General features: G+C 72.0%; 15 protein-coding genes. 12 read left to right on the top strand and 3 right to left on the bottom strand.

The window, feature by feature from the left end:
- Positions 1-79 precede the first annotated feature (79 nt).
- The 4 genes from ACZ4N4_RS00730 to ACZ4N4_RS00715 all read left to right on the top strand — a co-directional run bounded on the left by ACZ4N4_RS00730 (position 80) and on the right by ACZ4N4_RS00715 (position 3,475).
- Entirely contained in the window at positions 80-685 is a 606-nt protein-coding gene (locus ACZ4N4_RS00730) for an RNA polymerase sigma factor (RefSeq protein ID WP_450762937.1), read from the top strand.
- A gap of 2 nt (positions 686-687) precedes the next feature.
- Complete coding sequence (locus tag ACZ4N4_RS00725; protein WP_467582945.1) at positions 688-1,665, top strand: CU044_5270 family protein; 978 nt, start codon at positions 688-690, stop codon at positions 1,663-1,665.
- Positions 1,666-1,800: 135 nt separating this feature from the next.
- Positions 1,801-2,790 (top strand): 2,3,4,5-tetrahydropyridine-2,6-dicarboxylate N-succinyltransferase, encoded by a 990-nt coding sequence (dapD, locus tag ACZ4N4_RS00720; protein WP_453574001.1) that lies wholly within the window; start codon positions 1,801-1,803, stop codon positions 2,788-2,790.
- A 460-nt stretch (positions 2,791-3,250) separates the two neighbouring features.
- Entirely contained in the window at positions 3,251-3,475 is a 225-nt protein-coding gene (locus ACZ4N4_RS00715; RefSeq protein WP_360481757.1) for a hypothetical protein, read from the top strand.
- Between the two features lie 134 nt (positions 3,476-3,609).
- Here the strand turns inward: ACZ4N4_RS00715 and ACZ4N4_RS00710 are convergent, their stop codons facing one another.
- Positions 3,610-4,119 (bottom strand): hypothetical protein, encoded by a 510-nt coding sequence (locus tag ACZ4N4_RS00710; protein WP_453573999.1) that lies wholly within the window; start codon positions 4,117-4,119, stop codon positions 3,610-3,612.
- A 180-nt stretch (positions 4,120-4,299) separates the two neighbouring features.
- Here ACZ4N4_RS00710 and ACZ4N4_RS00705 point away from each other — a divergent pair, with 180 nt between their 5' ends.
- Positions 4,300-4,587 carry a hypothetical protein gene (locus ACZ4N4_RS00705; RefSeq protein WP_467582940.1) on the top strand — a complete coding sequence of 96 codons (288 nt, stop codon included), beginning with the start codon at positions 4,300-4,302 and terminating at the stop codon, positions 4,585-4,587.
- Here the strand turns inward: ACZ4N4_RS00705 and dapA are convergent, their stop codons facing one another.
- The gene (gene dapA / locus ACZ4N4_RS00700; RefSeq protein WP_467582937.1) at positions 4,588-5,499 is read right to left on the bottom strand and encodes a 4-hydroxy-tetrahydrodipicolinate synthase; all 912 of its coding nucleotides are present in this window, start codon (positions 5,497-5,499) and stop codon (positions 4,588-4,590) included. It lies immediately after the preceding gene.
- Positions 5,500-5,671: 172 nt separating this feature from the next.
- On the opposite strand from dapA, the gene ACZ4N4_RS00695 reads away from it, so the two are divergent.
- The 5 genes from ACZ4N4_RS00695 (at position 5,672) to ACZ4N4_RS00675 (ending at position 8,671) form a co-directional block, all read left to right on the top strand.
- A complete protein-coding gene (locus ACZ4N4_RS00695; RefSeq protein ID WP_467582934.1) occupies positions 5,672-5,809 on the top strand; it encodes a hypothetical protein in 138 nt (45 codons plus the stop codon).
- Positions 5,806-6,489 (top strand): hypothetical protein, encoded by a 684-nt coding sequence (locus tag ACZ4N4_RS00690; protein WP_467582931.1) that lies wholly within the window; start codon positions 5,806-5,808, stop codon positions 6,487-6,489. Before ACZ4N4_RS00695 ends, ACZ4N4_RS00690 begins: the two co-directional genes overlap by 4 nt.
- 91 nt (positions 6,490-6,580) lie before the next feature.
- Positions 6,581-7,063 (top strand): DUF3618 domain-containing protein, encoded by a 483-nt coding sequence (locus ACZ4N4_RS00685; RefSeq protein WP_467582928.1) that lies wholly within the window; start codon positions 6,581-6,583, stop codon positions 7,061-7,063.
- Positions 7,064-7,157: 94 nt separating this feature from the next.
- Positions 7,158-7,916 (top strand): helix-turn-helix domain-containing protein, encoded by a 759-nt coding sequence (locus tag ACZ4N4_RS00680; protein ID WP_467582925.1) that lies wholly within the window; start codon positions 7,158-7,160, stop codon positions 7,914-7,916.
- Positions 7,917-7,933: 17 nt separating this feature from the next.
- A complete protein-coding gene (locus ACZ4N4_RS00675) occupies positions 7,934-8,671 on the top strand; it encodes an SRPBCC family protein (protein ID WP_467582922.1) in 738 nt (245 codons plus the stop codon).
- Positions 8,672-8,680: 9 nt separating this feature from the next.
- Here ACZ4N4_RS00675 and ACZ4N4_RS00670 read toward each other — a convergent pair whose 3' ends face one another.
- Entirely contained in the window at positions 8,681-10,507 is a 1,827-nt protein-coding gene (locus ACZ4N4_RS00670; protein ID WP_467582918.1) for an endonuclease/exonuclease/phosphatase family protein, read from the bottom strand.
- 307 nt (positions 10,508-10,814) lie between these two features.
- Between ACZ4N4_RS00670 and ACZ4N4_RS00665 the strand changes: the two genes are divergently transcribed.
- Together ACZ4N4_RS00665 and ACZ4N4_RS00660 are read left to right on the top strand one after the other, a co-directional pair.
- Entirely contained in the window at positions 10,815-12,245 is a 1,431-nt protein-coding gene (locus ACZ4N4_RS00665) for a hypothetical protein (protein ID WP_453573983.1), read from the top strand.
- Between the two features lie 285 nt (positions 12,246-12,530).
- Positions 12,531-13,985 carry an alkaline phosphatase PhoX gene (locus ACZ4N4_RS00660; RefSeq protein ID WP_467582915.1) on the top strand — a complete coding sequence of 485 codons (1,455 nt, stop codon included), beginning with the start codon at positions 12,531-12,533 and terminating at the stop codon, positions 13,983-13,985.
- Positions 13,986-14,177 lie beyond the last annotated feature (192 nt).

Below are 14,177 nucleotides of genomic sequence, written 5' to 3'. Positions count from 1 at the left end.
CGAGGCACCGTGAACCCTCCGACGGGCATCGGGGAACAGGCGGTGACACACACGCACCGACGAACCAGGGGGAGCCCTCGTGAGCGGACCGCCGCCGGCCACGGCACAGGCGGAGGACGACGCGGAGACCGTCGCCCAGTCACTGGAACAACCGGAGCTCTTCGCCCGGCTCTACGATCGCTACGCGCCCGACATCCACCGGTACGCGGCGCGCAGGCTCGGCGACGCAGCGGCCGACGACATCACCGCGGACACCTTCCTCGTCGCCTTCCGGATCCGCTCCCGCTACGACCTCGCACGCCCCAACGCGCGCCCGTGGCTGTACGGCATCGCCGGCAACCTGATCGGCAAGCAACGCCGGGCCGAGGTACGGGCACTCAAGGCGCTGGCCCGCACCGGGCACGACCCGGTCGCCGCGTCCTGGAGCGAGACCTGGGTCGAACACACCGACAACCGGATCGACGCGCAGGGCCCGCTCGCCGGCGCCCTCGCCGCACTGACGGCGGGCGACCGGCACGTCCTGCTGCTCGTCGCCTGGGCCGACCTCACCTACCAGGAGGTCGCCGAGGCGCTGGACATCCCGGTCGGCACGGTCCGCTCCCGGCTCAACCGGGCCCGGCGCAAGGTACGTACGGCGCTGGGCGCCGATCCGGCATTCGTGGGCGACACCGCGGAGGTGGCATAGCGATGGACGAGATGACCGAGGTGCGCTCGCTGCGCGCCGACGCGCCGGTGCCCGACCGGGCACGGCTGGCGGCGGGGCGCGCCCTGCTGACCGACGCGGTACGGGCCGGGGAGCGGCGCCGGGCCGGGTGGCGGCGGGAGTTCGTGATCGTCGCGGTCGTGGCCGCGGTGACCGCCGTCGCCGTCACCGCCGCCCTGCTGGTGGGCGGGGGCGGCACGGGACGCAGGGTGCGGCCCGCGACGCCGGACATCGACCTGAAAGGGATGAGCGCGCACGACTTCCTGGAACGGGCGGCCGACGCGCTGGACAAGCAGCCGGCGGGCACCGAGCCCACCGGGAAGCAGTGGATCTACACGAACGTGGTGCCGGTCCCCGACGGAGAGTCAAGCGAGCGCTGGGCCCGGTACGACGGCGAACTGCGGGCCTATCACCCGGCGGCCGGCGATCCCAGGCTCACCGTCGGCCCGGCAAATCCAGGGGGCAAGGAGCTGGATGTGTACCCGTCGCCGCGTGCGGTGTACCGGTTCGTGGCCGCACTGCCGGTCGACGGCGAGGGGACGCTGCGGGCACTCCGTGACTGGAACGCCATCAGCAACGATGGAATGAAGGGGGCCGGGGGCCAGGCGTGGGACGACTACATGGAGATCACTACCCTCCTCCGTTATAGATTCGTGCCGCCCGCGGGGCTGGCCTCGCTGTACCGCGCCCTCGCGCTCCTGGTCGAGGGGAACGTCACCGACCACCTGGTCGGCACGGTCACCGGCCGTAAGGCCGTCGCCCTGACGAACTACCTCGCCGTGGACGACCCGGACCTGCCCCAGAACAAGGCCGAGCGCAGGCCCAGTCTGGTGAAACAGACGCTGATCGACCCGCGGACCTACCACGTCGTTGGCTGGCGCCAGTTCATGGACGGCAAGGTCGTCGACACCGACGAACTGGTCACGATGGCGGTGGTGGACAAGGCCGGCGAGCGCCCCTGACGTCACCCCGGGTTGTTCCGGGCGGCCCGCACCGCGGGGGAGTGCGGGCCGCCCGGACGATCTTCACGGCCCGGCTGCCGAGACGCCCCGCACGCTGGTTCGCCTCCCCGGCCCCCGGCCGGTTAGGTTGCCCTCATGACCGACACGACTGCTCTTCGTCCCACCGGCGCCGTGGCCGCCGGGCTCGCCACCATCGCCGCCGACGGCACCGTTCTCGACACCTGGTTCCCCGCTCCCGCGCTGGTCGCCGAGCCCGGCCCGGCCGGCACCGAGACGCTCTCCGCCGAGCAGGCCGTGGAACTCCTCGGCGAGGGTGCGGCCAAGGCGATCGGCCCGGACCCCCGCCGCAACGTCGAGGTCGTCGCGGTCCGCACGGTCATCGCCTCGATCGACGAGAAGCCGATCGACGCGCACGACGTCTACCTGCGCCTGCACCTGCTCTCGCACCGCCTGGTCAAGCCGCACGGCCTGAGCCTGGACGGCCAGTTCGGCTTCCTCGCCAACGTCGCCTGGACCTCCCTCGGCCCGGTCGCCGTCGACGACATCGAGCAGGTCCGGCTGAACGCCCGCGCCGAGGGCCTGCACCTCCAGGTGACCTCGATCGACAAGTTCCCGCGGATGACGGACTACGTCGTCCCGAAGGGCGTACGTATCGCCGACGCCGACCGGGTCCGCCTCGGCGCGCACCTCTCCGAGGGTACGACCGTCATGCACGAGGGCTTCGTCAACTTCAACGCGGGCACGCTCGGCACCTCGATGGTCGAGGGACGCATCTCGGCCGGTGTCGTGGTCGGCAACGGCTCGGACATCGGCGGCGGCGCCTCCACCATGGGCACGCTGTCCGGCGGCGGCAACGTGATCATCGCCATCGGCGAGCGCTGCCTGGTCGGCGCCGAGGCGGGCGTCGGCATCGCGCTCGGCGACGAGTGCGTGGTCGAGGCCGGCCTCTACGTCACCGCGGGCACCCGGATCACCATGCCGGACGGCCAGATCGTCAAGGCCCGCGAGCTGAACGGTGCCTCGAACATCCTCTTCCGCCGCAACTCGGTCACCGGCGCCGTGGAGGCCCGCCCGAACAATGCGGTCTGGGGCGGCCTGAACGAGATCCTGCACAGCCACAACTGACCACCGACGGCCGTGCCCTGCGGCCGCCTGCGCGATCAGCGCCCCGACCTGCTGTCGAGCTGTCGGCGGTCTGTCGACGCCAGTCATCACTGAGCGCCCTTCCACGGCCCGAGGACGGCCCGGGGGAGGGCGCTCACGGGCTTTCTCGGCCAGTCGAACCGCACGATGGCGGCGGAGCGCCACAGGCGGAGGCCGACGGTCGGCGCGGAACCCCGTGGGAACACGGTTCCGAGGAGGCCATGCGGTCGCCCGGGACCTCGATGTGGTCCAGAAAATCGAACACGTGCTTGAATCTGGTCATGCGACTGTTTTCCGCCGACCCTGCCCAGGCACAGCAGGAGTGGAGTGCCACCTACCAACAGCTGCGTGACCTGGAGCGGTCAGACCGGAACGTGAACGAGCGGCATCAGCGATGACGACCTGGAACGCGGGTCCGCACGACCCGGACGACCCTGAGGACATGCCCGGACCGATACGTGTGATCGTGCATCCACCGTCGCCCACGGGTGGCCGCCGCGTGCGCGTGGACGGTGAGATCCTCGGGCTGGCTCACCACGCGGTCGACGTCGCGGAGTTCCTCCGCCGGGCCGGGCTGGACATCGACCCGGCGGAGGTGGCCGAGTCACCGTGGATCGACTGGCGCGGAGTGGGGCCCGAGCGCTGGGGGCCGGAGACGATCAGCTGATCGGCGCGCTGCTTCTGTCGACGGGTGATGCCCGCAACGCGGAATGTCGCGGCCGGCAGGCCCCCAACTCGTGACCCGGCAGAGCCGCAGACGTGCGGTCGGCCGGACGGCCGCCCCATGGTACGGGAGGGCGCTCAGCCGCCCTGGGGCAGGGATCCCCGGAACTGCGTCAGCGCGGCGAAGTCGCCCTGCCGCAGGCCGATCCGGGGATCGACGTGGTGCAGCAGGGCGGGGCCGGGGTGGTGGGCCCGGACGTACAGCGTGTCCGCCGGGCTCTGCTCGTCGTCCACCCAGGCGAACGGCCGCCCCTCGGCGTACGAGACGATCGCCTCCGTCTTCCAGTGGACGCCGTCGGGCCGCTCCGCCAGCAGTCCCCTGCCGAAGTCGACGTACGGCAGCTCGGGCAGACCCACGACCGGGGCGATCCAGTGGTTCGCCTCGGCCATCCAGGTGGTCGCCCAGCACAGCTCGTAGCCGAGGGCGAGCAGCGCCGGGCCGTGCTCCGGGTTCAGCCAGACCCGCAACGGGCGTCCCGGGCGGACGGTCGCCCGGATCGTCGTATAACCCTCGGGGCGCCGCTCGCGCTGGGCCGCGTAGGGGTTGAGGGGGCCGTCGACGTCCAGGAACAACAGGGGGCGGCTCATGGGGACAACGTAGGGCAGCGGGCGGGTGCGACACCGGTGCATTATTTCCGCGCCGGACAGGCATAGCGGGGCCGCTCCACACGCGTCACCACGGTTACAGGAACAGCCGCCGGCGGGATCGGGCTTCGCCGAATGGGTGCTGGCCGTCCGTCGGCGCCGACGCGCCCGCCGGACGCCTCCATGGCCGCCGCCACGGCCGCCGTGGTCGCCCCCGGGAAGTCGTACTCCTCGATCCGCGACCCCCGCACCGGCAAGGAGATCACCAAGGTCCGCGGCGGCGACCTGCTGGCCTGGGCCGACGACCGGCGGCTCATCACCTGGGAGCGGGCCGGCGGCCTGGACGAGTCGTACCGGGCCCGGCTCGTCCTGGTGACGATCGGCAGCGACAAGATCGTGGCGCTGAGCGGTGTCCAGAAGGAGATGTACGACGACCTGAAGGCGTGGCAGCCCGCCTTCGCCCGCCGCTGATCAGCGGGCCACGAGTTCCTCGTACACCGCCCGCAGTCCGTCGGCCGTCTCCCGGCCGGCGGATCGCAGCGGGGCCCGTACCGGCCCCGCCGGCCGGCCGAGCGCGCTGAGCAGCGCCTTCGACGTGACCGTGCCCGGCAGGCCCGCGGCCGTCATCGCCTCGATCAACGGGGTGGCCCGCAGTTGCAGTTCGGCGGCACGGGCGGTGTCGCCGGCGTCGAACGCGTCGAGGATCGCGGCGACCCGGCCCGGCACCACGTTGGCGACCGTGCTGACACAGCCCGCCGAGCCCACCGCGTACAGGGCGAGGATGTGCTCGTCGCTGCCCGCGTAGTACGCCAGTTCCGTGCGCGCCAGCACCTTCTGGGTGCCGAGGAAGTCGTACGAACAGTCCTTCACGGCCACGATCGCGGGATGCGCGGCGAGCCGGATCAGCGTCTCCGGCTCGATACGGGTGCCGGTGCGGCCCGGGATGTCGTACAGCATCACCGGCAGCCCGGTCGCCTCCGCCACCTCCAGGAAGTGCGCCTCCAGCGCGTCCTGCGGCGGCCTGCTGTAGTACGGCGACACCACCAGCACGCCGTCCGCACCCGCCTTCTCGGCCGCGCGCGCGAGTTCCACGGTGTGCAGCGTGTCCGCGGTGCCCACGCCCGCCACGAGCGGCACCCGCTCGCCGACCGCCTCCCGGACGGCCGAGATCAGCTCGGCCTTCTCGGCGTCCGTGGTGGTCGGCGACTCGCCGGTGGTGCCGTTCAGCACCAGGCCGTCACAGCCCTCCGCCACCAGCTGCGCGGCCAGCCGCCGGGCGCCGTCGAGGTCGAGCGCCCCCGCCTCGGTGAACGGTGTGACCATCGCACAGAGGGTGCGGCCGAAGGGGCGGGGCGAGCGGGCGGTGTCGGGTGGGTTCGTCATGAAGGTAGTCTCGGCGGCACGACGGCTTAGCTCCACTTAATTCTTCTATGGGGTATGCCTTAGGAGTGCTAAACCATCGCTCGTGCGGGCCGCCGAGGCCCTATGTCCAACTCGGCACCGGATGGGCCACTATGGGCCGGACGGTCACCGACGGCACGGCATGGGAGGCGTCATGAAGCTCGGCAGGGCACTGGCCACCGGGGTCGCCGAGGAGCGGCCGCTCGTCCACGACGTGGAACCCGAAGTCCCCGAAGAGATCCACGAGCCCCAGGTCGTGGCGGCGCCCGAAGAGGCCCCGGCCGCCCGATGAGGCTGCGGCTCCCGGCGGAACGTCCGGCCGAGCCGCCGACCGGCTACAAGATCGCCCACCCGGTGCTCTCCCAGGATGGCGCCCGGGCCGGGTTCACCGGCGTGTCGCTGGGCGGCGCGCTGCCGTACGGAGTGCTGGACGACGCGTCCTGCGTCTACGGCCGGCGGCATCGCCCGCCCGCGCGGCGGTGCGACTGCGGCTTCCACTGCGTGCACGGACGCGAAGCCGCGGAGGCCCTGTTGTGCACCGCCGAGCACCGGGCGGCCGTGCTGCTGGAGGTCTCCGTGCTCGGTGCCTACATCCGCTTCGAACGCGGCTTCCGCTACGCCCGGCAGCGGGTGCGCACGGCCACCGTCGGCGCGTGCGCCTGCGGCGCGCCGGCCGTGGCGCTCGCCGACGCGGGCTGGGGCAGGCCCGGATGGCGGGCCCTGGCGGCCGCCTGCGGGGGCTGTGTACGCGCGCGCACGTCCGTCTCGCTCGCCGGATTCGCCCGGCTGGCCGGAGAGGGCCTGCGGATGGTCGCCGGGGGCACGGGGGCGGTCGTCGGTGAGCAGGTGCCGGTGCTGGGCGAGGACTTCGGGGTGCCCGAACTGGTCGCGGAGGCAGCCCTGTTGCAGGCCCGCCTCGACTGGTTCCAGAGCCGGCTCGCGCGGCTCGGTGAGCGGGGGGAGCCGGGCTGACGGACGGGTCGGCCGCCTGACCGTCGGCGACCTGGGTACTCGGAAGGTCCGTAGGCACAAGCGGACGCCGAGACCAGGAGGGGCAGTACCGATGACGAAGAGGAACGCACACGGAACCGGGGCCCGAATCATCGACTCCGCGGGCGCCCTGGCGGCGAAGGCCGACCTCAAGGGACGCACCCAGGCCCGCGCCGCCGATCTCAAGGACAAGGCCGGCGCCCTGACCGTCCAGCTGCGCGAGGGTGCCGCCCGGGCCGGCCACCAGGCCCAGGACCGGGCGGCGAGGGGCGGCCACACCACCCAGGAGCAGATGGTCAAGGCGCGGCACACGCTGCAGGAGCGGGCGCTCAGGACCGGGCACGCCGTTCAGGAGCGGGCCGGACGGGCGGGCCATCTGGCGTCCGACAAGGCCGTCGAGGCGGGTCACGCCGCCGAGGGACGCCTCCCGCAGTCCACGCGTACGGCCTTCCGGGGCGCGCTGCGGCACACCCGCCCGGTGCTGGTCGCGGGCGCCGCCCTCGCCGTCGCCGGTGCCGTCGCCGCGGGCGCCCTGCGCCGTGGCCGGCGCCACTGAGATCCGCGCGGGGCCTTCTCCCCGCCCTCTCCACCCTCTCGCCGAAAATCTGATCCGTCTGGACAGGAAAAGTTTTCGGTGGGAGGGTGGAGCCATGCTGGACGTGACCGTGATCGAGGACCCCGAGGCCGCGGCGGTGTCGCTGGACCCCATACGGGCCCGGCTGCTCGCCGAACTGGCTGCCGCGCCCGCGTCGGCCGCGATGCTGGCCGGCCGGGTCGGGCTGCCCCGACAGAAGGTGAACTACCACCTCAAGGCGCTGGAGCGGCACGGCCTGGTCGAGCTGGCGGGCGAGCGGCGCAAGGGCAATGTCAACGAGCGGCTGATGCGCGCGACCGCCGCGTCGTACGTCATCTCGCCGGCCGCCCTGCCCGCCGTACAGCCGGACCCGGACCGCTTCCGCGACCAGCTCTCCGCGCGCTGGCTGCTCGCGGTCGGCGCCCGCCTGGTGCGCGACGTCGGCACGCTGATCAGCGGTGCCGCCAAGGCCCGCAGACAGCTGGCGACCTATGCGCTGGACGGTGAGGTGCGCTTCGCCTCCGCCGCCGACCGCGCGGCGTTCGTGCAGGAGCTGACGGCGGGCGTCAGCGCGCTCATCCGCAAGTACGACGCGCCCGACACGGCGGACGGCCGGGACCACCGGATCGTCGTAGCCCTCCACCCCACGGTCAAGGCCGACCCCGGCCCGACGGCCGACCCCGGCCCGACGGCGCCCCCTGGCCCGGCGGCCGACTCCGGCCCGGTGGCCGGGACTCACCCGGCGGCCGAGACGCACCCCGCGGCCGAGATCCTCCCGGCGGCCGAGGGCCGGCCCTGGGTCTCGGAGCGGACCACCCCCGAAACGGATCAGTAGGCAGCAGGAGCCCTGACATGTCCAAGGAATTCGAGATCGCCCGCGAGTTCGAGGTCGACGCCACACCCCAGGAGGTGTGGGAGGCGATCACCAACGGCACCGGCGCCTACCTGTGGCCGATGGAGCCGCCCGAGCCCCGGGTGGGCGGTGCGGCGGCCTTCGGCTCCACCGTGACCGCCTACGAGCCGCCGCACCACCTGATCGTCCGCAGCGAGGACGTCGGTTTCCCGGTCCAGAGCGTCAACCAGCTGGAGCACGTGATCGAGCCGCGGGACGGCGGCCGCCGTGCCTGGGTGCGCTACGTGCACAGCGGGATCTTCACCGACGACTGGGACAACCAGTACGACGGCGCGAGCCGGCACACCGACTTCTATCTGCACACCCTGCGCGAGTACCTGGTCCACTTCGCGCCCCGCCCGGTCACCTTCGCGCAGCTCAACGGCCCCGAGGCGGCCCAGGCGCCGGACGCCTTCGAGGCCGTGGGCCGCGCTCTCGGCCTGCCGGACGACCTGGCCGAGGGCGCGAAGGCGAGCGTCCGGGGGCCCGGCGGCCGGACCCTGGAGGCGGTGGTCGACTACCGCAACCCGTACTTCATCGGGCTGCGCACCGACGACGCCCTCGTCCGGTTCTTCGGACGCAACCACTGGGGCGCCCCGGTCGGCATCAGCATCCACGACTTCGCGGCGGACGCCGACGCCCGGGCGAACGAGCGTGCCTGGCAGGACTGGCTGAACGGCGTGTTCAGCCAGTCCTGAGCCGCGTCCTCAGGGGCGGAAGCGCAGCACCTGCGGGTCGTGGTCGCTGATCTGGTCGTGGAACTCCGAGTTGACGTGCACGCTGTCGTACTCGAAGTCGCCGTTGCGGCGGATCTCCTTGCTGATCAGGATCTGGTCCAGGACCTGCTCGTTGCCCTGGTAGTCGTAGGTGTAGCGCTCCTTGGTCGGCAGCGACTGGATCGCCGACCAGAGCGCGCCGTGGCTCTCCAGGATCTTGGTGGTGCCGGAGAAGTCGAAGTCGTTCATGTCGCCGAGCGCGATGACGTTCGCGTCCTTCTGGACGTCGAGGATGCTCTTGACGAACGCGTTGACCAGCGTCGCCTGCGCGTGGCGCTGGACCTCCGAGCTGCGCGCCACCGGCTGGTACTGCGCGGTCAGGCCCTGGTCGCCGCCCTTGGAGTTCAGGTGGTTGGCGATCACGATGACCGTCTTGCCGTGGAAGACGAACTCGCCGGCCAGCGGCTTGCGGCTGGCCGTCCAGGCGGAGTTCGCCGGGTCGACACGGCCGGGGGAGGCGGTCAGCTGGGCCTGGCCGTGCACCTTGGTGACGCCCACCGCGGTGGTGGAGTCGCCGCCCGCGCGGTCGACGAAGGACACCCGCTCGGGGTTGAAGAGGAAGACCTGGCGGATGTTGCCGCCGGGCTCGCCGCCGTCCTGGTCGTTGACCGGGTTGATGGAACGCCAGTCGTACTTCGGGCCACCGGCCGCGACGATCGCGTCGATCAGCTTGTTCACCGTCACGTCGGCGGCGACCGTGCCGTCGTCCGTCGCGCCGTTGTCGTCCTGGATCTCCTCCAGGGACACGATGTCGGGCGACTGGAGGTTGTTCACGATCGCGGCGGCGTGCGCGGCGAAGGTGCCGTCGGAGGGGTCGAGGTTCTCGACGTTGTAGGTGGCGACGGCCAGTTCGCTCTTCGACTGCTTCTTCGTCGTCTCGCGCTGCAGGCCGCCGCTCCTGAGGGTGCCCAGCTCGCTCGCGACGAGGGTGTAGCCGCCGAACTGGTTGTAGTCCAGCGGGCCGGTCGTGGCGCCGGTCAGCGTGTCGCCGACGTTCGCCACCGGGAAGCCGGCGGTCGCGCCCAGGGACTGGATCTGGAGACGGCCGGTGTTCTGGTCGTTGTAGGAGCGGTACAGCGTGCCGCCGCGGACGGTGCGGTTCTCGTGCGGTTTCACCGTGACCCACAGCTCGGCGTACGGGTCGGTGGCGGTGACCACGCGGGTGTCGCGGACCTGGACGTTCATGCCCTCCAGGGACTCGTAGTAGTCCAGGGCGTAGTTCTTCGGCTGGAGCGTCAGGCCGTTGACCGAGCCGGCCGCGGCCGTGTCACCCGCCGGGGTGTACTTGGCCGGCACCGACTTCTTGTCGATCACGACCGGCGCCGGGACCGCGTTGCCGGTGGAGACCGTGGTGACCGTCGGCTTGGTGATCTCGGTCAGCGACTGGTTGCCGGTGGCGGCGCCGCCCGGGACGTACTCGGAGACCGTGCCGGTGACCGTGACGGAGTCGCCGACCGCGACCTTCGGGGTGGAGCTGGTGAAGACGAAGACGCCCTCACTGGTGGCCGGGTTGGCGTCGGGCGTCGGATCCTGGAGCCAGAAACCCCGCGAGGAGCCGTAGGTGCGCGTGGCCGTGACGATGCCGGGAACGTCCGTCACCTTCTGGCCGGCGTACGGCGATATGCGCGTGGCGCCCTGGACGTCATGGATGCGCAGCCCGTCGGCCTGGGCCGGCGAGGTGAGGGCGACGGTGGACGCCGCGCTGCAGACGGCGGCGACGGTGAGCGCGGCGAGACGCGCGGAAGACCTGCTCGGCAAGGAAATCCCTCCGGGGACATAAACGGTGCCGGGACGAGGGTGCGTCATGGAGTGGGCATGACACGCGTAGACAGAGAGTGAACACTTGCCCCCCCGTTTTCTACGCGCGTCAATCTCGTCCCTGCGTAGGGGAGTTGTCAAGGTTTCGGCCATGTACGCAGCTCGGCGAGGACATGAACCGGGCGGCATGGGTGGAAATCCGTCTAGGCTGAGCGGCTGAGGCGTACGGCGTCCCGATGGTCGTACGGCCGTCGTACGGAGTCCATGTCGTCGTACGACCGTAGAGGCGTCCGAGGAGAACCACCCGATGTCAGACAGCTCCCCCCTGCCGCCGGTGCGGTTGCGTCCCGAAGCGGAGCTGGCACGCGCCGCGCTGGCCACGCCGCTGCTCTCCCGGGCCGCCCGGCTCGCCCGCTGGGCCGGCCCCGACACCCGCGTCGACGCAGGTGGCGGACTGGCCGAGGAACAGCTCCCGGCCGCCGCCGAGCTGCTCGGGCTCACCGGGGACGACGCCGCCGCGTACACCGCCGAGGCCTGGCGGGTCGCGCTGGACGCCGGGCTCGTCGAGATCGTCGACGAGGAGGCCGGGACGGTCGCGGCGGGGGAGGAGCTGGCGCTGCTCACCGGGGGCTCGCCGCACGACGTCCTCGGGGTCTGGCTGGCCGCCCTGGAGACCGTGATCGGCGACGCGAGCGTGCCCGACCTGGACGGAATTGTCGACGCGCTCGACGAGGGCGGCGAGGTCGATTTCTCGTCACTCGGCTGGGACCCCGAGGCGGAGGCGGACTTCCTCGACGGCGTCCTCGGCAACCTGTACCTGCTGACGGTGAGCGAAGGCGGCCCCGGCGAGGCGCCGGTGCCGCTGCCCGCGCTGGCCGCGTCGATGATCGTGCCCAGCGACATGGGGGAGCCGACCAACGACGTTCTCGAACAGGTCTCCGACGCGATGATGCGGCTCGACGACCAGTTCCGGACGCTGGAGCCGGTCGGACTCGTCGCGTACCAGCCGGTCGACGAGGCGCTCATGGCCGACACCGAGGAGGAGCCGGCCGCGGGGCCGGTCAACGAGAGCGACGTCACCCGGTACGGCATGGTGCGGCTCACCCCGCTCGGCGCGTACGGGCTGCGGGCGCGGCTGCTGGAGGCCGGGTTCGAGGCGCCGGCGGTCGGAGACCTCGCCGACAAGGGCGCGGACGCGTTGCTCGACGGCATGGCCACGTTCCCGCAGGGAGCCGCGCAGGCCGAGACCGAGCAGTGGCTGGACCGCCGTGAATCCCTCGCCGCCGCGCGGGAGTTGCTGGCCGCCGCCCGGGGCGACGACGCGGGCGCGCCGCTGCGCCGGCTGCGCTGCCAGCAGGCGCTGTCCCTGGTCGGCGCCGAGGCCGAACCGGCGCTCCGCGAGGTCCTCGGCGACCCCGAGCTGGGCGGACTGGCCAGGGTCTGGCTGGCCGAGCGCGGCGCCGCCGACGTACCGGCACCCTCGCCGGACATGATCTTCTGGCTGACCATCGACACGGTCGCCGCGCAGTTGGCCGCCGAAGGGAACTCCGAGGAACTGCAGGCCCTGGTCGAGGGGTTGGCCCAGCAGCACGCCGGGTTCTTCGCCGAGGCCTGGCGGGTCGACCACCCGGACACGGCCGACGTCCTGGAAGCGATGGGACGCCTGCACCCGGACAAGAAGGTCGCGAAGGAGGCCCGGAAGGCGGCGTTCAAGGCGCGGTCGCAGCACGGGGGGTAGCGGCCGAAGGGGCGGGGCTGCGTGCGGGTCGGGCCCCGCCGGACGCGTCGAGTGCGGCTGAACGCAGCCGTGGCGGAAGAAGGATTCCAGGCCGCGGTTGGCGGCCTCCGCGGCGCTTTCTTGGGTGTGGCTTTGGGTTGCCGTGGGGCGGTGCATACGGATTCATTGAACAAGCGAAGCCGATGTCGCCCTGAGTTCAGGCGGAGTTCAGACGCGGCCGGGAGCGTGTGCGCCGACTTGAGGTCCGCCACCCTCCACGGCCCTTCGACCGTCACAGGAGACACCATGTCGCTCACCCGCAGGGACTTCGCCAGAAAATCCGCGATCACCGGTGCCGGTGTCGCGCTGGCGGGCAGCGTCGGCGCCCTCGCCACCGCCCCGAACGCCCTCGCGTCCACCGAGACCGAGGCGTCCGGCACGGCCGAGGCGAGGCACGGACACGGACACGGCGGCGTCGGCTACGGGCCGCTGCTCCCCGACCCCGACGGCATCCTCGCGCTCCCCGCCGGCTTCAAGTACCGCGTCATCACCTACAGCGGCAAGACCCGGCTGGAGTCGGGCGAGTTCACCCCCTCCAACCACGACGGCACCTCCACCTTCGACGGCCCGCGCGGCGCCACCCTCCTCGTCAACAACCACGAGCTGGCCGGCCCCCGCGCCAACTGGACCCACCCGGTGCCGCTCACCGAGGGCCTCGTCTACGACCCGGCGGCCGCCGGCGGCTGCACGGTCGTCGAGGTGCGCCACGACAAGGTCGCCGAGTGGGTCGGCATCGCCGGCACCGCCACCAACTGCGCGGGCGGCAACACCCCCTGGGGCACCTGGCTCACCTGCGAGGAGACCGAGGACAAGGCCGGCGCCAACGGCATGACCAAGGACCACGGCTATGTCTTCGAGGTCGACCCCGAGGACCGCCGGGCCAACCAAAACCCCAAGCCGATCAAGGCGCTGGGCCGGTACGCGCACGAGGCCGTCGTCGTCGACCCCAAGCGCGGCCACCTCTACCTGACGGAGGACGCGTCCAACCCGAACGGTCTGCTCTACCGCTGGACCCCGCCCGAGCACTTCCACCACGGCCGCGGCCGGCTGCGCGCCCTCGCCGACGACGCGGGCACGTTGCAGGCCTTCAAGTGCATCGACTCCGGCGGCGTGTTCGTCGACGACCTCTCCCGCGCCACGAAGATCGGCACCGTGTACGGCGTCGACTGGACGGACGTCCCGGACCGAGACGCCAGGACCACCTCGGTCCGCAAGCAGTTCACCGCCGGACAGGTCACCCGCGCCCGCAAGCTGGAGGGCATGTGGTGGGGCGACGGGGGCGTGTACATCGTCTCCTCCTACGCCCGCTCGGAGAGCCCCGTCCAGCACGACGGCGCCGTCTGGTTCTACGACCCCAAGCGCCGCACCCTCACCCTGAAGGTCCTCATCGGAGTCAACCCCGACCCGTCCGTGGACGGCGCCTTCGACGGCCCGGACAACATCACCGTCTCCCCGTACGGCGGGCTGGTCATCGCCGAGGACGGCGAGGGCATCCAGCACCTGTTCGGCGCCACCGACAGCGGCCGCACCTACCCCATCGCCCGCAACGAACTGAACATCGGCACCGAAGAGGAGCCGGAATACAGCGAGTTCACCGGCGTCACCTTCTCGCCCGACGGCAGGACCCTGTACGCGAACATCCAGACGCCGGGCATCATGCTTGCCATCACCGGGCCCTGGAAACGCCAGAAGCGCGGGTAATTAATTCACTCGCTCGGCCCGCGGCACGCCTCCTAAGGTAATGAACGTCCAGGTGCGAAGGCAGGACCTACTTCCACTGATAATGGGGCGGCCGCGGGTTCGAGTCCCGCCACCGGTACAACGCGCCGGTGTAGCTCAGGGGTCAGAGCACCTACGTCGGTTCCGCCGGCCTTGAACTCTGGACACCAAAAA

The sequence above is a fragment of the Streptomyces sp. NPDC026538 genome, assembly GCF_055567535.1.
The sequence above is the reverse complement of the archived record's forward strand: the minus strand, read 5'-3'. Positions and strand labels throughout refer to the sequence as shown.